The following is a 25,088-nucleotide window of genomic DNA, read 5'->3' on the forward strand; positions in this document are numbered from 1 at the left end:
GGCGCTTTTTGCCTACGTCAGGTGGTCGGCCAGGGCTGCGTAGGTGGGGAGCGGGTCGATGTCCATGGGGAGGGCCTGGATGCACACGTGGTCGGCGCCGGCCTCGAGGTGCTTGCGCACGCCCGCGGCGACGGTCGCGGCGTCGCCGTGCAGGCCGAGCTTGTCGATCAACGCGTCGCTGCCGCCGCCGTCGATGTCGGACTCCGACCAGCCGAGGCGCAGCAGGTTGTTGCGGTAGTTCGTCAGCCCGAGGTACGGGTTGTTGATCGGCCCCCGCGCGGCCTCGCGCGCACGCTGCTCGTCGCTCTCGAGCACGACCTTCTGCTCGGGCGCCAGCAGCACGCCCCGACCGACCAGCTCACGCGCCTCCCGCGTGTGCTCGGGGGTGGTCAGGTACGGGTGCGCGCCGAGCGTGCGCTGCGCCGACAGCTTCAGCACCTGCGGTCCGAGCGCGGCGAGCGCGCGGTCCTCGACGGGAACACCCGCCTCGTCGAGCTGGTCCAAATAGGACACGATCTTGTCGTACGGCTTCTCGTACTCCTGCTGCGCCTCGCGGTGGCCGACGCCCACGCCGAGCAGGAACCGACCAGGGTGTTTGGCCGCGATGCGGTGGTACGACGCGCCGACCGTGGCCGCGTCGTCGGTCCACATGTTCACGATGCCGGTCGCGATGGTCAGCGACGAGGTCGCGTCGAGGAGCCCTTCGATGTGCTCGAAGTCGCCGGGCGGGTTGCCACCGAGCCAGAGCGTGCCGTAGCCGAGCTTCTCGACCTCGCCCGCCAGTGCGGCGTCGACACCGCTCCACCAACGCCAGATTCCGTACTTCCCAAGATTCACTGCCATGTCCCGGGCAACGTCGCGCGCCCGGCACGTGTTCCACCCTCACCGCCGCAACCACGATCGAGAACTACCGAGCAGTAGCCTACTTTGAGTAAGTTGAGGTACGGTCCCAGGTGAGAGCACCGAGGAGGCAACAGTGACGTTCCTGTCCGGCGGCAAGAATGGCCCGAAGAACGTGAGAGACAAGGTCGTGCTGATCACCGGCGCGGCACGCGGCATCGGCGCCGGCCTCGCCGAACGCCTGGCCGCCGACGGCGCCAAGGTCGCCCTCGTGGGCCTCGAGGCCGAGGAGCAGACCAAGGTCGCCGAACGCATCGGCCCCAACGCGCGCTCGTGGGAGGCCGACGTCACGAGCTGGGACGCCCTCGAGAAGGCCACCGAGGAGATCGTCGCCCACTTCGGCGGGATCGACATCGTCGTCGCCAACGCGGGCATCGCCACGACCGGCTTCGCCCGCTCGATCGACCGCGACGCCTACGAGAAGGTCTTCGAGGTCGACCTGCTCGGCGTGTGGCGCACGTTCCGCGTCACCATGCCGCACGTCATCGACCGCAAGGGCTACCTGCTGGCGATCTCGTCGTTCGCCGCGATCGCACACGCCCCCGGCATGGCCAACTACGCCGGCGCGAAGGCCGGCGTCGAGGCGTTCTGCAACAGCCTCCGCGCGGAGCTGCAGCACCTCGGCGTCAAGGTCGGCGTCGCCCACCCCACGTGGATCAAGACCGACCTCGTCGAGAGCGCCGACGCGCACCCGGTGTTCGGCAAGCTGCGCTCCGGCATGCCCGGCCTGATGGGCAAGACGTACCCGCTCGACCTCGCGCTCGACCACCTCACCGTGGGCATCCGCAAGCGCGCCAGGGTGATCCACGTGCCCAAGTGGGTCGGGGTGATGAAGCTGGTGCGCGCGATCGTGCCGCCGATCATCGAGTTCGGTTCGCGCTTCCAGGGTGTCGCCAAGGCCGACGAGGCCGCGCTCGAGGACATCGCCAAGCGCGGGGCCCGCGAGTCCGCGACCAACGGTCACGGCGGCCGCGCCGCGATCAAGTAGGCGGCCGGCATGTCGCGTCGCGATCAGATCCGGATGAGCGACGACGAGCTGCGGGCCTATGTCGCCGAGCAGCGCGTCATCAACGTCGCGACGATGAGCCCGAACGGCAGACCGCACCTGGCGCCGCTGTGGTACTTCCCGGCCGGCGGCGGGCGGCTGTCGACGTGGACCTACCGCAAGTCGCAGAAGGTCGCCAACCTGATGCGGCTCGCGCAGGCCACGGTGCTGATCGAGTCGGGCGAGTCGTACGAGCAGCTGCGCGGCGTGTCGATGGAGTGCGACGTCGAGTTCGTCGAGGAGACCGACACGGTCGCCGACATCGGTACGCGCCTGGCGATGCGCTACGCCGGCCTCGAGGGCGACCCGCCTGCCGAACTCACCGCCGGTATCGCCCACCAGGCCCCGAAACGCATCGGCCTCGTGTTCACCCCCACGAAGACCGTCAGCTGGGACCACACGAAACTCGGTGGAACGTACTGATCGAATACGCTTCCCTGCGTCAACGGTGACGAACAACGGGAGGCGACATGGTCGTCGGCACACGACTGCGGCGGCTGGGCGCACTGGCCGCCGCGATCGGCCTGGTCCTCACGCTCGGCGGCCAGGCGCACGCCACGGAGCGGGGGCCTTCCGGGCAGGAGCCGACCGGACCTGCGCAGCCCAACATCCTCACCGCCATGGCGTACTCGTTCGCCCAGCCGACCGTGATGCCGCCGCACACCAACGACTGGGACTGCGAGCCGAGCGCCGAACATCCCAATCCGGTGCTGCTGTCCAACGGCACGCTGGTCAACTCGTACGCCGACTGGGCCGGACTGTCCGGGAAGCTGGCCGACGCGGGCTTCTGCGTGTTCAGCGTCAACCTCGGCGGCGCGGAGGGCAGCCCGATCCAGACGGTCGCCCCCGTCGCGGAGACCGCCACGCAGCTCGCCGAGTTCGGTGACCGGGTGCTCGCCGCGACCGGGGCCGAGCGGCTCGACGTCGTCGGCCACTCGCAGGGCGGGATGAATCCGCGCTACTGGATCAAGAACCTCGGCGGCGAGGACACGATCGACCGGCTGATCGGCCTCGCCCCGTCCAACTACGGCACCGACCTGTTCGGCCTGCTCACACTGGTGCAACGCGTGCCGCTGCTGCGTGACCTCGTCGGCGTCCCGTTCCCGGCGTTCAACGATCAGGAGACGCACTCGGAGTTCCTCGCCGAACTCAACGAGGGTGGCGACACGGTCCCCGGCGTCGACTACACGGTGATCCAGACGAAGTACGACCAGGTGGTCACGCCGTACACGAACGCCTTCCTCGACCCGGCGCCGAACGTGGACAACGTCCTGCTCCAGGACGTCTGCCCGGCCGACAAGACCGACCACCTGGGCATCACCTACGACCCGATCGCCGGTCAGCTGGTCCTCAACGCCCTCGACCCGGCCAACGCGGAGCCACCCCGCTGCCGATTCGTCCCGCCGATCCTGTCCTCCTGAGGTCACCTTCAGGGACGTTTCCCAGCTGGGCGCAGACCTGGCACCATGACGTGGATCACACTCGTCGTCGAGTGCCAGGGAGCTCGCCGTGGAGCTGCGTACCGAGATCGCCCAGTCCTGGCGGCGCGCCGAGCTGTCGGGACTGACACCGAACACTCCGGCCGACCGGTTGGCGGGCAACATCATCGCGGACATCGACACCCGCAGCCGGCTGTTGCGGGCCGCCGATCCGGTGCTCGAGGACATCGCACGGCATCTGCGCGACACCCGGCTGTCGGTGCTGCTGGCCGATCGGGACTGTCGGATCGTCGCGCGCCGCTACGGTGACCGGGCGCTCGAACGCGCCCTCGACGCGGTCAGCGCCGTCCCGGGGAGCCTGTTCACCGAGGAGACCAGCGGCACGAATTCCCTTGCCACGCCGCACGAGCTGCGGCGTGGGGTGGCCGTGCACGGCGAGGAGCACTTCCTCGACGCGCTCAAACGGTTCACGTGTTACGGCCATCCGATCCGCAATCCGGCCACGGGCCGGTTCGAGGGCGTTCTCGACATCACGGGCCTGGTCGAGGACGCCAATCCGCTGCTCGCGCCGTTCCTCATACAGGCGGTGGCCGACATCGAGCACCGCCTCCTGGACGGCTCGAACCAGGCGCAACAACGGCTGCTGGCGGCGTTCCAGGCGGCGCAGCACCGCTCGTCGGCGGTGCTGGCGCTCGGTGAGGACGTCGTGCTGGCCAACAGCGCCGCCGTGGACCTCGTCGACCCGGTCGACCACCCGCTGCTGCGCGAGTTGTCCCGCACGCGGCGCGGCGTGCGGCGGATCCGGCTGTCGTCGGGCACCGAGGTCGAGGTGCGCATGGAGGCCGTGTCGGTCAACGCGGGGATGCTGTTCGAACTGGCACCGCTGCGTCCGGCGTACCGGGGCGCGGTGCGCAGGCGCACGCCCGTGAGCGTGCTGCCCGGCGACGTCGAGGACCGGCTGGTGCGCAGCGCCCAGGCCCGACGTCGGGTCCTCGTACTGGGCGAACCCGGCAGCGGGCACGGCGCCGCGACGGCCGTCCTGGCCGGCACGCGCGCACCGGCCCGGCTCGACGCGGGCGACGTCGCGACGCTCGGCGAGCACGAGTGGTGCGCGCGCCTGGAACGACTCGTGACGCACCAGGGTCTCGTCGTGGTGCGGAACGTCCACCTGCTGCCGCCGTTGTCCGCGACGCGGACGGCCCGACTGCTCGACGAGGCGTCCACCTGGTTCGCGTTCACCGCCGACAGCGAGACCGGGGTGCACGCCGAACTGTCCGCGCGCGTGCACCGCCGGGTCGAGCTGCCGCCGTTGCGTTCGCGCCGGCGTGACATTCCCGCGCTGGCCAAGGCGATCCTCGCCGGCATCCGTCCACACGGGACACCACGACTGACCGCGGGGGCACTCGAGTTGTTGGCCGCGCAGCCGTGGCCGGGGAACCTGACCGAGCTCGAGACCGTGCTGACCGACGTCACCGAGGAGCGGTCGACGGGCGACATCACCGCCCGCGACCTGGCGCCGCTGTGCCCGGTGACGACGACCGCGCAGAACCTGTCGGCGTGGCAGCAGGCCGAGTACGAGGCGATCACGCGCGCCCTCGCGGCCGTCGGCGGCAACAAGGTGCAGGCCGCACGCGCACTCGGCATCAGCCGCTCGACGCTGTACAACCGCATCCGCACCCTGCAGATCACGACGTGAACCGCCCGCGTCGGACCTGCCCGGACCTGCCCGAACGGCGCGGGCTGTCCAAAAGCTGCACACCTTCGCCCAGCCCGACACCTCGAGAATTCATCGGGTGAACGCATTGCAATGACGCAATACGGAGGTGTCACCGTGAAGACGAAGGCAGCTGTTCTGTTCGACGCCGGCAAGCCGTTCGAGATCGTCGAACTCGACCTCGACGAACCGGGCCCCGGCGAGGTGCTGATCAAGTACACGGCAGCGGGACTGTGTCACTCCGACCTGCACCTCATCGACAACGACCTGGTGCCGCGGTTCCCGATCGTCGGCGGGCACGAGGGCGCGGGCGTCATCGAGGCCGTCGGCCCCGGCGTGACGAAGGTGGCGCCCGGCGATCACGTCGTGTGCAGCTTCATCCCCAACTGCGGGACGTGCCGCTACTGCTCGACGGGCAGACAGAACCTGTGCGACATGGGCGCCACGATCCTCGACGGGCACATGCCCGACGGCACCTTCCGGTTCCACAGCGACGGCACCGACGTCGGCGGGATGTGCATGCTCGGCTCGTTCGCCGAACGCGCGACCATCTCGCAGCACTCGGTGGTCAAGGTCGACGACTGGCTGCCGTTGGAGACCGCGGTGCTCGTGGGCTGCGGCGTGCCGACCGGGTGGGCGACCGCCAACTACAGCGGCGGCGTACGCGCAGGCGACACGGCCGTGGTGTACGGCGTCGGCGGCATCGGTATCAACGCGGTGCAGGGTGCGGCGCACGCTGGCGCGGCGAACGTGATCGCCGTCGACCCGATCGACTTCAAACGCGAGACGGCGCTGAAACTCGGCGCCACCCACGCGTTCGCGACCGCGCAGGAAGCGGCGGAGAAGGTCAACGAACTCACGTGGGGACAGCTCGCCGATCAGGCGTTGATCTGCGTGGGCACCGTCGACGAACAGGTCGTGTCCGACGCGTTCGACGTCGTCGGCAAGGGCGGCACCGTCGTGATCACCGGCCTGGCGAACCCGGAGAAGCTCACGGTGCATGTGTCCGGCGGCGTGCTGACCCTGTTCGAGAAGACGATCAAGGGCACGCTGTTCGGGTCGGCCAACCCGCAGTACGACATCGTGCGGCTGCTGCGGCTCTACGACCAGGGCCACCTCAAGCTCGACGAGCTCGTCACCACGAAGTACACGCTCGACCAGGTCAACGACGGTTACCAAGACCTGCGCGACGGCAAGAACATCCGAGGAGTCATCGTCCACGACGCGTGAGACCGGCTACGCGACGCGCCATGGGGCCCTCGGTTGCGCTCAATGCACCCAACGGCCCCATGGCTGCGCTCAATGCGCCCGACGGCCCCATGGCTGCGCTCAACGCAACTATGGGGCCTCGGGAGCATCTTGGGCGCACTGCGGGTGCGCCTGGGCGCAGTTGGGGTGCGCCTTGACGGGGGTCAGCTTTCGGGGAGCCAGGCGCCGAGGACGGGTTTCCACTCGCGGACGGTGCGTTCCGCGAGGGCGCCCTCGAGGTGGTACGGGTCGGCGTCGAGGAGCTGGTCCAGCGCCTCGCGGTCGTCGGCCTGGATGATCATCATGCCGCCCGTGCTGTCCTCGAACGGGCCACCGAGCGCGACCACGCCCTGGTCGGCGAGGCCCACGAGGTAGTCGCGGTGGCGGGGCCGCACGTCCTTGTACTTGTCGCCGTCGTAGCGCGTCTGAACCACGTACCAAGTCATGGTCACCGACCCTACGCAGCCACACCTCGCACTGTCCTCGACCCCAATACCTCACCGACCTCCGCACCCCCTCGGCGGGAAACCTGGGTCCGCCGATACCGGAACCGATACGCTGAGCGCGGGTCAGCGGTGAGGTCCCCAGCACCGAAGGACGGGTTCGATGAGCAGTGCCGAGAGCGGCGCGCCTGCCGGCGACGGCGGTGCGACGAACGCTGTCGAGCAGACGCTGCGGCACCTGCGAACCCTCGACGCCCCGGCGACCGATCCGGCCGCCGGTGACTCCTCCGCGCAGCACGAGGGCCCGCTGACGCTGGAGGACCTGTACCGGCAACATCGCATGCGACTCGTGCGGTTGGCGATCCTGCTGGTGGACGAGCCGGCGACGGCCGAGGACGTCGTCCAGGAGGCGTTCACCGGTCTGCACCGCAACTGGGCCAAGTTGCGCGACGCCGCGGCCGCGGTCGGCTACCTGCGCGCCGCGGTGGTGAACGGTTCGCGCAGCGTGTTGCGCCGCCGGAAGACGGCCCGCGAGTACATCCCGCCGCACGCCGTGAACGCCCGGTCGGCCGAGAGCCTGGCGATGCTGTCGACCGAGCACCAGGCCGTGGTGAAGGCGTTGTCGAAGCTGCCGCCGCGGCAACGCGAGGTGCTCGTGCTGCGGTACTACGGCGGCCTGTCGGAGGCGGAGATCGCCGAGGCGACGGGCATCTCGAAGGGCACCGTCAAGTCGACGGCCAGCCGCGCCTCGAGGCGCTCCAGCGCACGATGCCCGAGGGCAAGCAGTAGTCACCCTCGCCGGGCCGCGCGGTTCGGACCTCGCCCGCCCGGGAACCCCTCGGACGTCCCGCCGGAATCCGCCGGGGATCCACCGCACAGCAGGCCGCTCGGCACCGCGTGGCGACCACGTCCTGGTCTGGACCAATAGGATGATGCCGTGAGCACTCCCCACGACACCGCGCCCACCGCCGCAGATCTCGTCCTCTCCGGGGGGCGCGTCGCCCTGCCGTCCGGGGTCGTCGACGACGGTTGGGTGGCCGTCGCGGGGGAGACGATCGTCGCCGCCGGCACCGCCACGCCGCCGGCCGGACCGCGGGTGGACCTGGGTGGACAGCTCGTCGTGCCGGGGTTCGTCGACACGCACTGCCACGGCGGGGGCGGCGCGTCGTTCTCCACGACCGACCCCACCGACGCCGTCCGCGCGGTGCACGCGCACCGCCGCCACGGCACCACGACGATGCTCGCGAGCCTCGTCAGCGAACCCGTGCCGACCCTGGCGAGCCAGGTCGCCGCGTTGGCCGAGCTCGTCACCGACGGCCTGCTCGCCGGCATCCACCTCGAAGGTCCGTTCCTCGCCGAATCCCGTTGCGGCGCACACGATCCCGCCGTGCTGCGCGAACCCGACCCCGGTGCCGTGTCGACGCTCCTGGACGCCGGTCCGGTGCGCATGGTCACGCTCGCGCCCGAACTGCCCGGCGGCGTGAAGGCGGTGCGGCAGATCGCCGAGGCCGGCGTGCTCGCCGCGGTCGGGCACAGCGACGCCCGCCGCGACGACCTGCGCGCTGCCCTCGACGCCGGCGCCACCGTCGCCACGCACCTGTTCAACGGCATGCGCCCACTGCACCACCGCGAACCGGGCGTCGTCGGCACGCTGCTCGACGACGAGCGCGTGACGGTCGAGCTGATCAGCGACCTCGTCCACGTGCACCCGGACGTCCTGCACCTCGCCGCGACGCACGCCGGCCGCGGGCGCACGACGTTGATCACCGACGCGATGGCCGCCACCGGCGGTCCCGACGGGCGCTACACCCTCGGCGCACTCGACGTGGACGTCCGCGGCGGCGTCGCCACCCTGCCCGGATCGGGCGCACTGGCCGGCAGCACGCTCACCATGGACGCCGCGTTCCGCAACGTCGTCCACAGCGTGGGCCTCGACATCGACGACGCGATCCACGCCACGTCACGCAGGCCGGCCGAGCTGCTCGGCGTCGACGACCGCGTGGGGCGGATCGAGGCCGGACTGCGCGCCGACCTGGTCGTCCTCGACGACCAGCTGCGGACACGACGCGTCATGCACGCGGGACGTTGGGTCACCAACGAGTGACATCCGAGCCCGACCGGCTGACCCGCGCGCTCGCGGCGCACTACGCTGGGCTGTGATGAGCGACGACCCCGAGCGCCTGTTGGCCGAGGCATTGCGGGCACAGGCTCGCAGCGCACCCGCCAATTCCGCGCCCGCCACCCCCGTGTCGCCCAACGCCGCCCAGCCCAACGCCCCGCAGTCCAACCCCGCACCGTCCGGACATACCCAGCACAGCCACCTCCAGCACGGTCCCGCACAGCACGGCCCCGCACCGTCGAACCCGATCCAGTCGAGCGTGGCTCAGTCGAGCGTGGCGGCGGTCGAGGCGTCCGGACAGCGGCAGGCGACGGCCGCCCCGGCGGACGCACCCGTCGTGGAGACCCCCGGCGGGTACGGCCTGCTGTCCGGCGCGGGTGAGGGATCTCTCGAACGGGAGCGGGCGGCACTCGACGCCCAGACCGGGCCCGTCCGCGGACACGCCAGCGCCCCCCGGGACGCCGACGGCGCCGGCGCGCACGCCCTCAGCCGGATTCTCGACCGCGACCGCCCGATCACGCTGCCCTGGGTGCTGCTCCTCGCCACGGCCCTGGGCCTCGCCTGCGGCTGCATCATCGGCCTCCTCACCGTGGCCTGACCGCCCCCGGGCTCTCAGGTGAACATGGAGCCGGGGTTGAAGAGGCCATCCGGGTCGAGGCTGCGGCGGATGTCGCGGTGGACGCGCAGGCCGACGGGGCCGAGTTCGCGGGCCAGCCAGTCCTGCTTGAACTTGCCGATGCCGTGCTCGCCGCTCACGGTGCCGCCCATGCCGAGGGCGAGTTCGCAGATCGCGTCGAACGCCGAGCGGGCGCGGTCGAACTCGTCGTCGTGGTTGTAGATCACGGTGGGGTGCATGTTGCCGTCGCCCGCATGCCCGTTGACGACGATGCGCAGGCCGACGTCGGCGGAGATGCGGGCGCAGCCGTCGATGAGCTCGGCGATGCGGGTGCGGGGTACGCACACGTCGTCGGTGAGGTCCCTGCCCATCGATTCGATCGCGGGGTGCACGGACCGCCGGGCCTGCATCAACAGGGCACCCTCGCCGGGGTCGGACGTCGCGTGCACGAGCGAGGCGCCCGAGTCCGCACACACCCGCTGCAGCACGTCGAGTTCGCGTTCCGCCGCCTCCCCGCCCGCGTCGGACTGACACAGCAGCAACGTTCCGCCGCCGGTTCCCCCGCCGAGGTCGGTGCCCAGGTGCTGCTCGACGGCGTGCACGGTCGCGGCGTCCATGATCTCCATCAGCGACGGCACGAGCCCCTCGCCGACGATGCGCGTCACGGCGGCTCCGGCGTCGGCGGTGTCGGGGAAAACCGCCACGAGCGTGCCGGGCGCCTGCGGCAGCGGCCGCAGCGACAACGTCGCCCTGGTGATCACGCCGAGCGTGCCCTCGCTGCCGACGAACAGTTTCGTCAGGTCGTACCCGGCGACGCCCTTCACGGTCCGCCTGCCGGTGTGCAGCACGGACCCGTCGGCGAGCACGACCTCCAGACCGAGCACCGAATCGGACGTCACGCCGTACTTCACGCAGCACAGCCCGCCCGCGTTGGTGGCGAGGTTGCCGCCGATCGTGCAGAAGTCGTAGCTCGCCGGGTCGGGCGGGTAGAACAGGTCGTGCTCGGCGACGGCCGCGCGCAGGTCGGCGTTGACCACGCCCGGTTCGACGACGGCCAGCCGGTTCGCCGGGTCGAGCTCGACGATGCGGTTCATGCGGGTCAGCACCAGCACGACGCAGCCGTCGAGGGCGTTGGCGCCGCCGCACAGTCCGCTGCCCGCCCCGCGGGGCACGATGGGCACGCCCGCGTCCGCGCACGCGCGCACGACGTCCTGCACCTGCTCGGTGCTCGACGGGAACACGACGGCCAGCGGCGTTCCCGCGGGCGCCAACGGCAGCCGGTCGCGCGAGTAGGTCGCCATGACGTCGGGATCGGTGCGCACGCCGACCGCACCGAGCCGCGCGGTCAACGTCGCGACGAGCTCGGCACCCGCGGGATCTGCGGCATCGGCACCGGCGGCCTCGGGGTTCCGGCTGACTGGGGAACGGGTCATGATCTGCACGGTAGATGCTGACGTAGGCTGAGAATAGTTGCAGCTGCCAACGAACCCGGCCGGAACGGCCGAGCGGCGGCGAAGGACGTCGAGAGAGAACCGACGAGGGAACCAGCCCATGCCAGAGTCAGCACCGTCGGCGTCCGAGCCCACACAGCCGTCCGAGCCCACGCAGGACGAGCTCGACATCGCCGACGCCTCGGGACCCAGTTCGTGCGCTTCTTCCGCGCGATGGCCAAGACGAAGTCGCACCTGGCCAAGATCGGACCCGACGGCATCGAACGCGCCGCCTACGCGATCCTGTTCTACCTCGTGAACAACGGCCCGCAGCGCACGTCCGTGCTCGCCGACGCACTGCACTCCGACATCTCCACGGTCAGCAGGCAGAGCACGCTGCTGGTGCGGCACGGCCTGGTCGAACGCACCGCCGACCCCGAGGACGGCCGCGCGACGCTGCTCGCGCCCAGCCCCGAGGGGGTGCGCGTGTTCGAGGAGAACCGCAGGCTCCGGGCCCGGTCGATCGCCGAGATGCTGTCCGGCTGGGACCGCGCGGACCGCGTCGCCGTCACGACGCTGCTCGACCGGCTCAACGACGAGTTCGAGACGTTCCAGCAGCAGAATCCGGCGACCACCGAGCCGGCCGCCGAACCCCCAGCGGAGCCCGCACCAGCGAACCCGACAAATCCGGAGCAGACGTGACGACGGTGACCTGCCGCCCGCGGACGATCGCCGCTAGCATCACCCGGGCGAGCGAGGGCCTGCGTACCGAAAGGATCCACCGCTGATGCCGGGACTATCCGCCACCGTCTGCACGAACGACGGCTGGGGAATCGAGCACGCCGTCCTCACCGTCACCGACCTGACCGGACAGCAGGCCGCGCGCGCGACGGCCGACGTCCAGGGCGGCGTCCGCACCGGCGACCTCGCGCCGGGGATGTACACCGCGGTCGTCACCGCCAACGGCTATCAGCCCGTCGCGCGCACAGCGCAGATCGGCGACGCCGGTAGCGCCGAACTCGGTGCGATCGTCCTCGCCCTCGAGGAGGGCGCGATCGAGCTGCCGCCCACCGGCCCGTGGGTGATCGACCCGCTGCACTCGACCGTGCACTTCACCGCCCGCCACCTGGGCATCTCGAGCATCAAGGGCCGGTTCGCCGAGGTGGGCGGCCGGCTCGAGGTCACGCGGCCCGTCGAACGGTCGACCGTGCAGGCGCAGATCACGCGTCCGCGATCGACACCGGCATCAAGATGCGCGACGACCACCTGCGCTCGCCCGAGTTCCTCGACGTCGACAACCACCCGACGATCGACTTCGTCGGCACCGGCCTGTCACAGCGCGGCCCCACCGAGTGGACCCTCGACGGCGAGCTCACCCTCAACGGCGAGCGCAGGCCCGTGTCGCTCGAGATGACCTACGGCGGCTTCGGCCCGGACCCGTGGGGCGGCACGCGCGCCGCGTTCCACGCCGAGACGCAGCTGCGCCGGGACGACTTCAAGATCAACTACAACGCGATGGTGCGCGCCGGCGTCGCCGCGATCGGCACGACGGTGAAGATCGAGATCGACCTCCAGGTCGTGCAGGGCGAGACGCTGCCCGCGATGTGACCGGCCCACGGGCACGCGTGCTGCGGCGTGGCCGGGCCCGAATTGTGCCGGTTCCCCACGTTCGGAATGTGACGCTCTACCCCGTTCGGGAGCTCTGCGGCCGGGCGTGACGTGCGACGACGTACGCTGCACGACGTGGGTTTTGCTTATGCCGAGGGTGCCGGAATCGGGCTGGACTGGCTGGCGACGGTCGGTCCGGTGCTGCTCTGGCTCATCGTGATCACATTCATCTTCCTCGAATGTGCCGTCATCCTCGGTCTGTTCCTTCCCGGCGACTCACTGTTGTTCACGACGGGACTGCTGCTGGCCAAGCACGGCGCGTCCGACGCCGAGGCGTGGGCGCTGGCGATGACGGTGCTGGCCACGGCGATCGTCGGCAACCACGTCGGCTACCGCATCGGCACCAAGACCGGCACGCATTTCATCGCGCGCCGCAACGGGAAGATGCTCAACCAACGCAATCTCGACCGGGCGCAGGACTTCCTGGACCGCAGGGGTTTCCTCGCGATCGTGCTGGCGCGGTGGATCCCGTGGGTGCGCACGCTCGCGCCGATGATCGCGGGCGCGGCGAAGATGAACCACCGGCGGTTCATGCTGGCGACGGTCCTCGGCGCGACGATCTGGGTGCCGACCCTGGTGCTCATCGGCTACTACGGCTCCGCCCTGCTCAACGATGTCCCGTGGCTGAAAACGACCCTGATCTGGGCCATGGTCACCTTCTTCGTCGTCGGCACCGCCTACGGCCTCTACCGCTACCGCCAGGAAACCCGCCGCCCCGTCGAAGAACCCGCCTGACCTCCGGCCGTTTCAAGCTCCCACGGCCGTGAGACGGCCTTCGGCCAGGTGGAGCGTTCGGGTGGGGGCCACCGCGGACAGGAAGTGGGCGTCGTGGCTCACGACCACCAGCGCGCCCTCGTACGACCGCAACGCGCTCTCCAGCTGGGCGACGCTGACCAGATCGAGGTTGTTCGTCGGCTCGTCCAGCAGCAGCAGTTGCGGCGCCGGTTCGGCCAGCAGCGTGCACAACAACGTCGCCCGCAACAGCTCCCCGCCCGACAACGCGCTCACCGGACGGTGCACGGCGTCCCCGCGGAACAGGAACCGTGCGGCCAGGTTCATCCGCTCGGCCGGCGGCCTCGACGGGGCGAACGCCGCCAGGTTCTCCGCGACCGACCGGTCGCGGTCCACCACGTCGAGCCGCTGCGACAGGTAGGCCACGCGCCCGTCGTGGCGCCGCACCGTGCCGGCGTCCGGTTCGATCTCCCCGCCGATCACCCGCAGCAATGTCGACTTGCCGACACCGTTCGGGCCGCGGAGCGCGATCCGCTCGGGCCCGCGGATCGTCAGGTCGACGCCCTCGACCGGCGTCGGGACCGGTTCGCCGTCGGCGTCGAGCGTCTCGATCCACCCGTCGAACAGCTCCCGCACGCGGATACCCGCACCGTCGAACACGGTCCGCCCCGCGGGCACCCGGGTCTGCGGCATGTCGACGACGATCGCGTCGTCGGATCGCACCGACCGTTCGGCCTCGTCGAGACGGTCCCGCGCCTGGCCGAGCCGCGCCGCGTGCACGTCGTCGGCCTTGGCCGCCGACACCTGCGCCTTGCGCTTCAACTCCCCGGCGACGATCTTCGGCAGGCCCGCGTCGGCCGCCTTGCGCGAGGCCGTGCCCGCCCGCCGCGCGGCGCGCTCCCTGGCCTCCTGCATCTCGCGCTTCTCGCGTTTCACCTGCTGCTTCGCGGTGCGCACGCGCTGCTCGGCGGCCTCCTGCTCGGCCTCGATCGCCTCGGCGTAGGCGGTGAACCCGCCGCCGAAGAACCGGATCTCACCACCGCCGTGGGGTCCGGGGCCCAGTTCGGCGATGCGGTCCATGCGGTCGAGCAGCGCGCGGTCGTGACTGACGACGAGCAGACATCCCGACCATCCGTCGAGCACGTCGTAGAGCCGTTGCCGCGCGTCGGCGTCGAGGTTGTTGGTGGGCTCGTCGAGCAGCAGCACGTCGGGTTCGGCTAGCAGCTGCCCGGCCAGGCCGAGTTGGACGATCTGACCGCCGGACAGCGTGTCGAGCCGCCGGCCCGGTGCGACGTCGCCCAGGCCGAGCCGGTCGAGCAGGGCGCGCGAACGGTCCTCGACGTCCCACGCGGTGCCGACGACGGCGAAGTGCCGTTCGTCGACGTCACCGGCCTCGATGGCGGCGATCGCGGCGAGCACGTCGGCCACGCCGAGTACGTCGGCGACGGTGCGGTCGCCGCGGTACGGCAGCGTCTGCGGCAGGTGGCCGAGCACGCCGCCGACGGTCACCGAACCGGAGCTCGGGGCGTACAGGCCGGCGATGAGGCCCAGCAGGGTGCTCTTGCCGGCGCCGTTCGGCGCGACGAGACCCGTACGGCCGGGGCCGACGGTGAACGAGAGGTCGTCGAACACGGGGGCGTCGTCCGGCCAGGTGAACGACAGGTGGGAGCAGACGACGGTGGCAGGGGTGGCGCGAGTGGGCGCGTCGAACACAGCGGAGTCCTCGGGAGAGTCGGGTGGACAGGCAGACCGACGCCACCGACGGATCGGTGGCATGCCCCGCGGATCGCTGCAGCGGGCGCCGGACCAGCTACAACGCTGGTGATACGGCGCCGGCGATCAACGCGGAGCGGTCAGTCGTCACCCATTTCGCGGGCTCCCAAGAACGGCAACAGGCCGTGTCCGAGACTACCGGAGGGAAGTGGACCTCGTCGCGGCATTTTCCGACCGGCACAATGCACGTCCACGTGTGGACAAACCTGTGGACAACCTCAAGTTATCCACACCCCTGTGCACGACTGAAAACTCCCAAGGGTCAGACGGCGAAGTTGGGGAGTTCCATGTCGGTGACGACGAGGTCGGCACGGGCCGAGCTCGGTGCGACGAGGTCGGCGTTGCGCTGGTCGGAGCCCCAGGCTCGCTGCTGGGCCTCGACGAGCGAGCGGCCGTACTTGCGGTGCCGCGTCACGAGCCGTTCGAGCCGGACGTCCTCCTCGGGCTGCAGGAACCACGCCTCGGTGAGCAGCCCGCGCAGCGGCGCCCACGGATCGGAGTCCAGCAGCAGGTAGTTGCCCTCGGTGATCACGAGCGAGACGTCCTCGGGCACGGAGACGGCGCCGGCGATCGGCTCCTCGATCTCCCTGCGGAACTCGGGGGCGTACACGTGCTCGTCACCGGCGGCGAGCCGGCGCACCAGGTGGACGTAGCCGGTGCCGTCGAAGGTGTCGGGGGCGCCCTTGCGGTCGGCGTTGCCGAGCCGGGCGAGTTCCACCTGCGCGAGGTGGAAGCCGTCCATGCCCACCACCTTGGCGCGGTTGCCCAGCGCACCGGCGAGCCGCCACGCCAACGTCGTCTTCCCGGAGGCGGGGGCGCCCGCGATGCCGAGCACCCGGCGCTGTCCGGATGCGGCGAGCGTCTCGGCCCGTGTCAGCAGATCGTCGAAAGTCGTCATCTCGCTCCCATCATCGCGCCCGCCGCACCGACACCGCTCGCCGGGCCGTGATCATGACCGACGGTAGGCAGCGGTATCGTGCCACGCAAACGCCTGCGCAAACGCTTGCTCACCCGTTCGCCGATTTCGCCGACCCCGGAAAGGAGTCCCGCGCTCCCGTGCCCCCGCAGAGGTCCACCCGCAGGCCGACCCAACGCGACATCGCCGAGATGGCCGGAGTGTCGATCACCACCGTGTCACATGTCGTGAACGGTACGAGAGCCGTGGCACCGGCCACCAAGGAAGCCGTCCTCAACGCCGTCGCCGAGACCGGCTACACCGGTGACGCCATCGCCCGCTCGCTGGTCACCGGCGGCACGCAGACCGTCGGACTGGCCGTGTCGCTCAGCGGCAGCCCGCACGTCGCGACGCTGGTGCAGGCCATCGAACGCGAGGCCGCGGCCGCCGACCACACCGTGCTGCTGTCGGACACCCGCGACGACGTCGACATCGAGCGCGCGGTCGTGCGGGCCCTGCGCAGCCACCGGATCGAGGGCGTCCTGCTCGTGTCGGCGCCCGGGGACAAGGAGGTCGTCGACGAACTGCTCGCCGCGGGCGTGCCGACCGTGCTCGTCGACCGGTTGACCACGCGCAGCGACGTCGACCAGGTCGGCCCGGAGAACATCCAGGCCATGTCGGCGCTCACCGAGCACGTCGTGGCGCAGGGGCACCGCCGGATCGGGTTCGTCAGCGGACCCGAGGGCCAGGTGACGAGCGACGAACGTGTGCTGGGACATCGGCTCGGTCTCGGCCGCGCGGGCGTGTCGTGGAATCCGGAGCTCGTCGCGGCGGGCGAGTTCTCCCGAGAGGGCGGCGCGGCGGCGGTGGCGACGCTGCTGGACCTGCCCGAACCGCCCACGGCGGTGCTCGCCGCCGACGACGCGTTGGCGGCCGGGGTGCTCGTCGAGGCCCGCCGACGCGGCCTGCGCATCGGCACCGACCTCGCCGTCGCCGGGTTCGACGACCCCGAATGGGCCGACCTCGTCGACCCGCCGCTGACGACCATCGCCCAGCCCGTGGCCGACATCGGCCGCGAGGCGATGCGCCTGCTGCTGCGCCGCATCGAGGACCCGGACTGCCCGCCGGAGACCGTGCGCCTGCCCCCGCAACTCCGTGTCCGCAGCTCATGCGCGCGTGTCAGCACCCCAGGACGCCGTGTCAGCGATTCGGGACACCGTGTTGGCGATTCAAGGACGGACGATTCGGTGACCGGCGCTTCGGAACCGGAGGACGCGGCCGAGCTACCAGGCTGACGTGACGTCGGCGTGCTGCCGCACCCACGTGTGCATGACGACGCCGGCCGCCACGCCCGCGTTGATCGACCGGGTCGTGCCGAACTGCGCGATCGACACGACGAGCTCGGCCGCGGCCGCCGCCTCCGCCGACAGCCCCGGGCCCTCCTGACCGAACAGCAGCACGCACTCGCGGGGCAGCTCGGCCGTCTCGACGGGCACCGAGCCCGGCATGTTGTCGACCGCGACCAGCGGCAACGCGCGCGCCCGCGCGAACTCGACGAGACCGTCGACCGTCGCATGGTGGTGCAGATGCTGGTAGCGGTCGGTCACCATCGCGCCGCGCCGGTTCCACCGCCGCTTGCCGACGATGTGCACCGCCGCCACGGCGAACGCGTTCGCCGTCCGCACGACCGTGCCGATGTTGTGGTCGTGCTGCCAGTTCTCGATCGCCACGTGGAACGGATGCCGGCGGCTGTCCATGTCGGCGACGATCGCCTCGCGCCGCCAGTACCTGTAGGCGTCGACGACGTTCCGGCGGTCGCCCTCGGCCAGCAGCTCGGGGTCGTACCGCTCGTCGTTGGGCCACGGCCCCTCCCACGGCCCCACGCCGACCTCGGGATTGGCGCCCCATTCGCTGGGCCCGGCCACGTTCGCATCAGACGTCACGCAGGCCATTCTCCGACCGGCGCCCCGACTCAGCCGAGCCGGATCGCCTGCCGGCCCTCGGCCTCGCGCTGCTTGTGCAGCACGTAGGCCCCGGCGTACGAGCCGACGACCAACAGGATCGCCACGACCGCCACGGTCGGCAGCAACGACTCGGGCACGATGGTGCCGTAGATGTAGTGCTCGTTGAACCCGCCGGGCAGCGGGCCGAGTCCGCGCAGGTCACGCAAGTAGTCCTCGGCCACGGTCAGCGGGCACGGCAACGGGAACGCGATGACGGCGAAGCCCCACAGGGCGAACACGACGTGGACGTAGATCGTGCGCGGCCAGATCCACGTCAGGAAACCGCCGAGGCCGATGTACGCGAGCGCGACGAAGTGCGAGATCGTGACCAGCAGCGTCAGCAGCCACAACATCGAACCCCACCTGCCCCGACCGACTCGGCGATGAGGGGCGACAAACCCCCTTCACACCGATTCAACGTACCGGTCGGGGCGGGCATTCCGCGTCCGCGAAAAGCGTTATCCCGTGGCAACCCGTTCGTGCAGCGCCGCGACGACGTACCGTGCCGAGTCCATCGCACCCGCCTGCCACGCGGTCTGGTAGCTGAGCCAGTCGCCCGCGAAGTAGACGTTGCCCGCCGCCTGGTTCAGCAGCTCGTACTCCGGCCCGCGCGACGACCACATGGCCCAGCCGCCCTCGACGTGCGGGGTGCGGTCCCACGCCACCGAGAACGAGTCCCGCAGGCCGCGGCGGTACTGCGCGCCGTGGATCCTCGCCCCCTCGGCCAGGGCGCGCCGCGTCCGCTCGGCGGGCGACAGTGCGCCGTAGGCCTCGGCCATCGGCCCCTCGTTGTAGTAGCCGACGAGGACCCCGTGTTCGCGGCCGAAGCCGTGGGACGGGTACCACATGCTGAGCAGGTCGAGATCGGTGTAGGTGATGCCGCCGTAGATGCCCTCGTCGAGCTCCCACCAGCGCCGGTCGTACTCGAGACCGAGCTTGCCCGCGGCCCAGATCTCCGGGGTGCGCAGGGCGTCGGCGACCGCCGGGTCGAGGTTCGTCGGCAGCTCGGCCATCAGGTGCGGCGGCAGCGTCGCGATGCAGAAGTCGCCGCGCAGCACGGTGTCCCCGTCGGCGCCGCGGTAGGTGATCTCGACGCCGTCGTCGGTGTTGCGCAGTTCGGTCACGGGCGCACCGGTGATGATCTCCGCGCCGTTGCCGCGGACGGCGTCGACCAGCGCGTCGACGATCGCGTCCATACCGCCGACCGGCTGCAGCATCGTCATCGCCTGGTCGTGGCCGAGGTCGAGCTGCAGGTACCTGCCGAGCCCGCTCGACAACGTCTCCGACAGCGACGGCGTCGGGCCGAGCACGACACCTTCCTGGTCGGCCGCACCCGGCTGAACGGCGTACCCGCGCCTGCTGCTGCCCTCGTACACGAACCCGGTGTCGCTGCCGCCGATGTCGCCGAACCCGGACAGGAATGTGAGCAGTGCTTCCTTGTCGTCCGCGGTCAGCTCGCCGTCGAGGGCGCCGGCGTCGACGGCCTTGGACAGCAGTTCGGCCACGTACCCGTGGTGGTCGGCCTTGACGGTGCGGTGCATCTGCGGATCGGCGCCGTCGCTGTGCAGGAGCGCGGCCGCGTTCGAACTGAGCAGCGGTTCGAGCCGCACACCGAGTTCGTTGCAGTAGTCCACGGTGATGTGGGACTGCGGAATGCGGCCGGGGCCGGCGTTGAGGTACGTGTCGGCGTCGTCGGTGAACTGCGCCGTCTGCGTGTTGCCGTCGAGGTCGGTGTCGGTGGTGCCGGCGCGCACCGTCCAGTTGCGGCCTCCGATGCGGTCCTTGGCCTCGAGCACGACGCAGCGGTAGCCGGCCTTGCCGAGTTCGTAGGCGGCGGTGAGGCCCGCGATTCCCGCGCCGAGGACGACGACGGTCGAGCCGCGCGCGTGCGCGGGCAGGTCGCCCTCGCGCGGTTCCTGGAAGTCCGGTGCGGCCAACGCCTGCGGTGCCGGCGCGAGCCCCAGCGCCCGCATCGACTCGAACATGACGCCCGCGCCGCCGGCGACGCCGATCGACCGCAGCAACGTCCGGCGGGTCATTCCCATTCGTTCGGTAAGCAAGGCCCCAGTCCCTTCGTTCGTCACGAGGAACGGGACATTCTGCCGGTTTACCCCACCCTGATGGGTGATCGCGCCGTATCAGTTGCGTTAGGAAACGCCCGCCGAGGTTGCACCCGAGGGCCGGCCAGGGGGTTAGAGGCCCAGGTCGTCGAGGTCGAGGAGGTAGCGGTATTCGAGGCCGGCGGCTTCGATGGCCTCACGGGCCGCGGTGCCGCGGTCGACGACCGTGGCGACGCCGACGACCGTCGCGCCGGCCTCGCCGAGCGCCTCGACAGCCGTGAGCACGCTGCCGCCGGTCGTGGACGTGTCCTCCACCGCGAGCACGCGCTGCCCGGCGACCTCCATGCCCTCGATCCGCCGCTGCATGCCGTGTTCCTTGAGGTTCTTCCGCACGACGAACGCGTCGAGCACCATGCCGTCCGAGGCGGCCGAGTGCAGCATCGACGTCGCCACCGGGTCGGCGCCGAGGGTCAGCCCGCCGACGGCGACGTAGTTCCAGTCCGCCGTGAGCTGCCGCAGCAACGTGCCGATGAGGGGCGCGGCCGCGTGGTGCAGGGTCGCCCGCCGCAGGTCGATGTAGTAGTCGGCCTCGGCTCCCGATGCGAGGGTCACCTTGCCGTGCACCACGCACAGCTCGGTGACGAGCCTGGCCAGTTCGCTCTTCGCCGCTTGATCCAACGAGGGTGTCGCCACGGCTCGCAGTCTTACACGCGCCGCGATCAGGTCCGGTCGCGCCCCGCGAACAGCCCGCCGAGCCTGCGGATCAGTCCGCGCGGCAGGAACTTCCCGAGCGCGACGGCGAACTTGTACAGCGCGCCGGGCACCGAGATCGCCTTGCCGCGCCGCAGGTCGGCGAGTGCCTCGCGCACGACGACGTCGGCGTCGAGCCAGATCAGCTTCGGCCCGGACTTGCTCAGCCCCGCCCGTTCGTGGAACTCGGTGTGCGTGAATCCGGGGCACAGCGCCATGACGCGCACGCCCGACCCACGCAGCGCCGACGCGAGCCCGTCCGAGAACGACGTCACCCACGCCTTGCTCGCCGTGTAGGTCGATCCGCGGCCGGAGAAGAACCCGGCGACGCTCGAGACGTTGATGACGTCGCCGCGCCCGCCGCGCGCATCGCGGGGACGGCCGCGTGCGTCAGCTGCAGCACGGCGGTGACGTTGACGTCGAGCTGCTGGTTCAGTTCCTCGGCCGACACGGTCCAGAACTCGCCGGACAACCCGAAGCCGGCGTTGTTGACGAGCAGGTCCACGCCGGCGGCGACGCGTTCCTCGACGGCCGCGCGCCCCTCGGCGGTCGCCAGGTCGGCGGGCAGCACGTCGACGGCCACGCCGTAGCCCTCGACCAGCGCATCGGCCCGGGTCCGCAGCCGCGCCTCGTCCCGTGCGACGAGCACGAGGTCGTAGCGTTCGCCGGCGAGCTCGCGCGCGAAGGCCGCGCCGATGCCCGACGTCGCCCCCGTGATGACCGCGGTCGGCATCAGCGGTTGGCACCTTCCTCACTGATGCCCTGGTCGGACGCCGAACCCGGCTCCGCACCACTACCGGGACCGGCGGTACCGGCAGGGCCGCCCTCAGGCGCGGACCCCTGCGCGGGAACACCGGAAACACCCGGGGCCGGCATGTCGGACGCCTGGGGCGGCACGTACCGCTCCTCCATCGCCTCGGCCGACGGGTCGATGATGTCGGCGATCTCGCCGAGGTCGCGCAGCAGCCGCTCGAGCCGCGACGGCCCGACGTTGGGCGCGACGCTGGCCAGCACCCATTCCTCCTCGATCCACGCGACGCCGACGTCGCCGCCGAGCGCGTCGGCGGCCTCGACGAGTTCCTGCGTGACGAGCGCGCGGCCCGCGGTCACCTCGTCGGCGAACGCGTAGCGCTGCCCCACGGGGCCCAGCAGTTCCGGCATCTCGGCGCGCTGGAACGGCACGGACGCCAGCCACAGCTCGAGCAGCACGGGCTGCACGCGGTTGCAGCGCACGGCGACGACGACCGACGGGATGACGCCGTCGGCGACGATGTCGAACACGAACACCGGACGTCTGCCGTCGGAGGTGAACGTCGACCCGGCGACCACGTTGACCGCGGCCTCCGCGCCGAAGTAGCCGATCGCGCCGCCGGACCATTCGCGCGGCAGCTCCTCGTCCTCCTCGACGTACTGCCAGCCGCGCAGCTCGGCCCAGCGCGCGCGTTCCCGGTTCCGGGAGCTCTCGCGCGCGCGATCGGTCATCAGCAGTGCGAGGCCCGCGACCGCGGCGACGGCCGCGATGACGAACCAGATCCACGCCGGAATACCCACGCGAGCAGCGTATCCCGCCGGGCCCGTCACGTAGAGGAGGCAGGCCGGACTCTCGCGTGATTACGTGCCGCGCGTGACGACCAGCGTGTCGGACCCGCCGGAAATGTCCCCGTCGCCGAACTCCGGCACGTCGACGCGCACCGTGTCGCCGTCGCGGATCTCGCCCGCGAGCAGCTGTTTCGCCAGCTGGTCGCCGATCGCGGACTGGACGAGCCTGCGCAGCGGACGCGCCCCGTACACCGGGTCGTAGCCGCCGAGGGCCAGCCATTCGCGCGCCGCCGGGGAGACGTCGAGCGTGAGCCGGCGCTGGGCGAGCCGCTTGGCGAGCCGGTCGACCTGGATGTCGACGATCGCGCCGAGCTGCTCGGTGCCGAGGGCGTGGAACACGACGATGTCGTCGAGGCGGTTCAGGAACTCCGGCTTGAAGTGGGTCTGCACCACCGCCATGACGGCGTCGCGGCGCTGGTCCTCCTCGAGCGAGCCGTCGGCGATGGCCTGCGAACCGAGGTTGGACGTCAGCACCAGGATCGTGTTGCGGAAGTCGACCGTACGGCCCTGGCCGTCGGTGAGGCGGCCGTCGTCGAGCACCTGCAGCAGCACGTCGAACACGTCCGGGTGCGCCTTCTCGACCTCGTCGAGCAGCACCACCGAGTACGGCCGCCTGCGCACGGTCTCGGTCAGCTGGCCGCCCTGGTCGTAGCCGACGTAGCCGGGCGGGGCGCCGACGAGCCTGGCGACGCTGTGCTTCTCGGAGTACTCGCTCATGTCGATGCGCAGCATGGCGCGCTCGTCGTCGAACAGGAACTCGGCGAGCGCCTTGGCCAGCTCCGTCTTGCCGACACCGGTGGGACCGAGAAACAGGAACGAGCCGGTCGGCCGGTCGGGGTCGGCCACTCCCGCGCGCGCCCGGCGCACGGCGTCGGACACGACCTTGACCGCGTCGGCCTGGCCGATGACCCGGCCGGTCAGCTCGTCCTCCATGCGCAGCAACTTGCCGGTCTCGCCCTCGAGCAGGCGGCCCGCGGGGATGCCGGTCCAGGCGCGACGACGTCGGCCACGTCGTCGGCCCCGACCTCCTCCTTGAGCATCACGTCGACGTCCGCCGGGCCCGCGCCCGAGCCGGAGGCGCTGTCGGCCTGCTCCAGTTCCTTCTCGAGCGCCGGGATCCGACCGTAGCGCAGCTCGGCGGCCCGACCCAGGTCGGCGTCGCGTTCGGCCCGGTCGGCCTCGCCGCGCAGCTGCTCGAGCTGCTCCTTCAGTTCGCGGACGCGTTCGATCGAGCCCTTCTCGTTCTGCCAGCGTGCGGTCAGCGCGTTCAGCTGCTCGCGCTTCTCGGCGAGCTCGCCGCGCAGGGCCTTCAGCCGGTCGGCCGAGGCGGCGTCGTCCTCCTTGGACAGCGCCATCTCCTCGATCTCGAGCCTGCGCACGGCGCGTTCGACCTCGTCGACCTCGACGGGACGCGAGTCGATCTCCATGCGCAGCCGCGACGCGGCCTCGTCGACGAGGTCGATCGCCTTGTCGGGCAGGAACCGCGCGGTGATGTAGCGGTCGGACAGGGTCGCGGCGGCGACGAGTGCGCTGTCGGTGATGCGCACACCGTGGTGCACCTCGTAGCGCTCCTTGAGTCCGCGCAGGATGCCCACGGCGTCCTCGACGGACGGCTCGCCGACGAGCACCTGCTGGAACCGGCGCTCCAACGCGGCGTCGGCCTCGATGTGCTTGCGGTACTCCTCGAGCGTGGTCGCGCCGACCATGCGCAGTTCGCCGCGGGCGAGCATCGGCTTGATCATGTTGCCCGCGTCCATGCTGCCGCCCTCGCCGGACGCGCCGGCGCCGACGATCGTGTGCAGCTCGTCGATGAACGTGACGACCTGCCCGTCGGAGTCCTTGATCTCCTTGAGTACGGCCTTGAGGCGTTCCTCGAACTCGCCGCGGTACTTCGACCCGGCGACCATCGAGCCCAGGTCGAGCGAGACGACACGCTTGTCGCGCAGCGATTCGGGCACGTCCCCGGCGACGATGCGCTGGGCGAGCCCCTCGACGATCGCGGTCTTGCCGACGCCCGGTTCGCCGATGAGCACGGGGTTGTTCTTGGTGCGCCGCGAGAGCACCTGCACGACGCGGCGGATCTCGGTGTCCCGGCCGATGACCGGGTCGAGGTCGCCCGCCCTCGCGCGTTCGGTCAGGTCGACGCCGTACTTCTCGAGCGCCTGGTAGGTGCCTCCGGGTCGGGGTTGGTGACCCGCGCCGAGCCGCGGACCTGTGTGAACGCCTCGCGCAGCGCCTCCGGCGACGCGCCGTGCCGGGTCAGCAGCTGCGAGACCGGTCCGCCCTCGGCGGCCAGTCCGACGAGGACGTGCTCGGTGGAGACGTACTCGTCACCGAGCTCGGTGGCCAGCTTCTGGGCGTGCGTCAGCACCTTCACGGCGTGGCCGTCGAAGTTCGGCGACGACACGGTCGAGCCGGTCGCCGCCGGCAGCTTCGCGACGATCGACTCGAGCTCGTCGTGGATCGCCTGCGGGTCCGCACCGACCGCCGTGAGCAGCGGTCCCGCGAGCCCGTCGGACTGTGCCAGGAGCGCGCCGAACAGGTGCGCGGGCGAGATCTCCGGATTGCCCGCCATCGTCGCGGCCTGCGCCGCCGACGAGATCGCCTGCTGGGTCTTCGTGGTCGGATTGAACGCGTCCATCCCCTGTCCCTCT

The 25,088-nt window shown here is 71.2% G+C and carries 19 protein-coding genes and 5 pseudogenes; 12 read left to right on the forward strand and 12 right to left on the reverse strand.

The window, feature by feature from the left end:
- Window positions 1-12 precede the first annotated feature (12 nt).
- Window positions 13-843: an LLM class F420-dependent oxidoreductase gene (locus BJF85_RS24930; RefSeq protein WP_075850372.1), complete on the reverse strand. Its 831-nt coding sequence runs from the start codon at window positions 841-843 to the stop codon at window positions 13-15.
- A 133-nt stretch (window positions 844-976) separates the two neighbouring features.
- Here BJF85_RS24930 and BJF85_RS24935 point away from each other — a divergent pair, with 133 nt between their 5' ends.
- The 5 genes from BJF85_RS24935 to BJF85_RS24955 all read left to right on the forward strand — a co-directional run bounded on the left by BJF85_RS24935 (window position 977) and on the right by BJF85_RS24955 (window position 6,328).
- The gene (locus BJF85_RS24935; RefSeq protein ID WP_075850373.1) at window positions 977-1,888 is read left to right on the forward strand and encodes a short-chain dehydrogenase/reductase; all 912 of its coding nucleotides are present in this window, start codon (window positions 977-979) and stop codon (window positions 1,886-1,888) included.
- Between the two features lie 9 nt (window positions 1,889-1,897).
- The gene (locus BJF85_RS24940; protein WP_075850374.1) at window positions 1,898-2,368 is read left to right on the forward strand and encodes a pyridoxamine 5'-phosphate oxidase family protein; all 471 of its coding nucleotides are present in this window, start codon (window positions 1,898-1,900) and stop codon (window positions 2,366-2,368) included.
- Between the two features lie 47 nt (window positions 2,369-2,415).
- A complete protein-coding gene (locus BJF85_RS24945) occupies window positions 2,416-3,366 on the forward strand; it encodes an alpha/beta fold hydrolase (RefSeq protein WP_075850375.1) in 951 nt (316 codons plus the stop codon).
- A gap of 88 nt (window positions 3,367-3,454) precedes the next feature.
- Window positions 3,455-5,080, forward strand: coding sequence for a sigma-54-dependent Fis family transcriptional regulator (locus BJF85_RS24950; protein WP_075850376.1), 1,626 nt, complete (start codon window positions 3,455-3,457; stop codon window positions 5,078-5,080).
- A gap of 135 nt (window positions 5,081-5,215) precedes the next feature.
- Window positions 5,216-6,328: an NDMA-dependent alcohol dehydrogenase gene (locus tag BJF85_RS24955; RefSeq protein WP_075850449.1), complete on the forward strand. Its 1,113-nt coding sequence runs from the start codon at window positions 5,216-5,218 to the stop codon at window positions 6,326-6,328.
- A gap of 182 nt (window positions 6,329-6,510) precedes the next feature.
- Here the strand turns inward: BJF85_RS24955 and BJF85_RS24960 are convergent, their stop codons facing one another.
- Window positions 6,511-6,792, reverse strand: a complete 282-nt coding sequence (locus BJF85_RS24960) for a YciI family protein (RefSeq protein ID WP_075850450.1) — start codon at window positions 6,790-6,792, stop codon at window positions 6,511-6,513.
- 160 nt (window positions 6,793-6,952) lie between these two features.
- Here BJF85_RS24960 and BJF85_RS24965 point away from each other — a divergent pair.
- From BJF85_RS24965 to BJF85_RS26940, 3 genes and pseudogenes are all read left to right on the forward strand, one after another.
- Window positions 6,953-7,578: pseudogene (locus tag BJF85_RS24965) on the forward strand (RNA polymerase sigma factor).
- Window positions 7,579-7,726: 148 nt separating this feature from the next.
- Window positions 7,727-8,893, forward strand: coding sequence for an N-acetylglucosamine-6-phosphate deacetylase (gene nagA / locus BJF85_RS24970; protein ID WP_075850377.1), 1,167 nt, complete (start codon window positions 7,727-7,729; stop codon window positions 8,891-8,893).
- A gap of 55 nt (window positions 8,894-8,948) precedes the next feature.
- A complete protein-coding gene (locus BJF85_RS26940; RefSeq protein WP_083666689.1) occupies window positions 8,949-9,506 on the forward strand; it encodes a hypothetical protein in 558 nt (185 codons plus the stop codon).
- A gap of 14 nt (window positions 9,507-9,520) precedes the next feature.
- Here the strand turns inward: BJF85_RS26940 and BJF85_RS24980 are convergent, their stop codons facing one another.
- Window positions 9,521-10,957, reverse strand: coding sequence for an FAD-binding oxidoreductase (locus tag BJF85_RS24980; RefSeq protein WP_083666701.1), 1,437 nt, complete (start codon window positions 10,955-10,957; stop codon window positions 9,521-9,523).
- Window positions 10,958-11,075: 118 nt separating this feature from the next.
- Between BJF85_RS24980 and BJF85_RS24985 the strand changes: the two are divergent.
- From BJF85_RS24985 to BJF85_RS24995, 3 genes and pseudogenes are all read left to right on the forward strand, one after another.
- Window positions 11,076-11,656, forward strand: a pseudogene (locus tag BJF85_RS24985) (MarR family winged helix-turn-helix transcriptional regulator).
- An 85-nt stretch (window positions 11,657-11,741) separates the two neighbouring features.
- Window positions 11,742-12,562, forward strand: a pseudogene (locus BJF85_RS24990) (YceI family protein).
- 135 nt (window positions 12,563-12,697) lie between these two features.
- Window positions 12,698-13,357 (forward strand): DedA family protein, encoded by a 660-nt coding sequence (locus tag BJF85_RS24995; RefSeq protein ID WP_075850378.1) that lies wholly within the window; start codon window positions 12,698-12,700, stop codon window positions 13,355-13,357.
- Window positions 13,358-13,369: 12 nt separating this feature from the next.
- Here the strand turns inward: BJF85_RS24995 and BJF85_RS25000 are convergent, their stop codons facing one another.
- A complete protein-coding gene (locus BJF85_RS25000) occupies window positions 13,370-15,067 on the reverse strand; it encodes an ABC-F family ATP-binding cassette domain-containing protein (protein ID WP_075850379.1) in 1,698 nt (565 codons plus the stop codon).
- 322 nt (window positions 15,068-15,389) lie between these two features.
- Entirely contained in the window at window positions 15,390-16,025 is a 636-nt protein-coding gene (locus tag BJF85_RS25005; protein WP_075850380.1) for a nucleoside/nucleotide kinase family protein, read from the reverse strand.
- A 158-nt stretch (window positions 16,026-16,183) separates the two neighbouring features.
- Here BJF85_RS25005 and BJF85_RS25010 point away from each other — a divergent pair, with 158 nt between their 5' ends.
- Window positions 16,184-17,317: a LacI family DNA-binding transcriptional regulator gene (locus BJF85_RS25010; RefSeq protein WP_083666691.1), complete on the forward strand. Its 1,134-nt coding sequence runs from the start codon at window positions 16,184-16,186 to the stop codon at window positions 17,315-17,317.
- Here the strand turns inward: BJF85_RS25010 and BJF85_RS25015 are convergent.
- The 7 genes and pseudogenes from BJF85_RS25015 to clpB form a co-directional block, all read right to left on the reverse strand.
- On the reverse strand, window positions 17,306-17,974 hold the full coding sequence (locus tag BJF85_RS25015; RefSeq protein WP_075850381.1) for a TrmH family RNA methyltransferase: 669 nt from the start codon (window positions 17,972-17,974) through the stop codon (window positions 17,306-17,308). The two genes, BJF85_RS25010 and BJF85_RS25015, sit on opposite strands and share 12 nt — an antisense overlap.
- A gap of 20 nt (window positions 17,975-17,994) precedes the next feature.
- The gene (locus BJF85_RS25020) at window positions 17,995-18,378 is read right to left on the reverse strand and encodes a DUF2784 domain-containing protein (RefSeq protein WP_075850382.1); all 384 of its coding nucleotides are present in this window, start codon (window positions 18,376-18,378) and stop codon (window positions 17,995-17,997) included.
- Window positions 18,379-18,483: 105 nt separating this feature from the next.
- Window positions 18,484-20,085, reverse strand: a complete 1,602-nt coding sequence (locus BJF85_RS25025; RefSeq protein WP_304442331.1) for an FAD-dependent oxidoreductase — start codon at window positions 20,083-20,085, stop codon at window positions 18,484-18,486.
- Window positions 20,086-20,217: 132 nt separating this feature from the next.
- Entirely contained in the window at window positions 20,218-20,778 is a 561-nt protein-coding gene (gene pyrE / locus BJF85_RS25030; RefSeq protein WP_075850384.1) for an orotate phosphoribosyltransferase, read from the reverse strand.
- A gap of 26 nt (window positions 20,779-20,804) precedes the next feature.
- Window positions 20,805-21,568, reverse strand: a pseudogene (locus BJF85_RS25035) (SDR family NAD(P)-dependent oxidoreductase).
- The gene (locus BJF85_RS25040) at window positions 21,568-22,386 is read right to left on the reverse strand and encodes a hypothetical protein (RefSeq protein WP_255375917.1); all 819 of its coding nucleotides are present in this window, start codon (window positions 22,384-22,386) and stop codon (window positions 21,568-21,570) included. Before BJF85_RS25040 ends, BJF85_RS25035 begins: the two are co-directional and overlap by 1 nt.
- Window positions 22,387-22,446: 60 nt before the next feature.
- A pseudogene (gene clpB / locus BJF85_RS25045) lies at window positions 22,447-25,075 on the reverse strand (ATP-dependent chaperone ClpB).
- Between the last annotated feature and the right edge of the window lie 13 nt (window positions 25,076-25,088).

Origin of the sequence: Saccharomonospora sp. CUA-673 (genome assembly GCF_001942305.1) — a bacterium.
GTDB lineage: Bacteria > Actinomycetota > Actinomycetes > Mycobacteriales > Pseudonocardiaceae > Prauserella.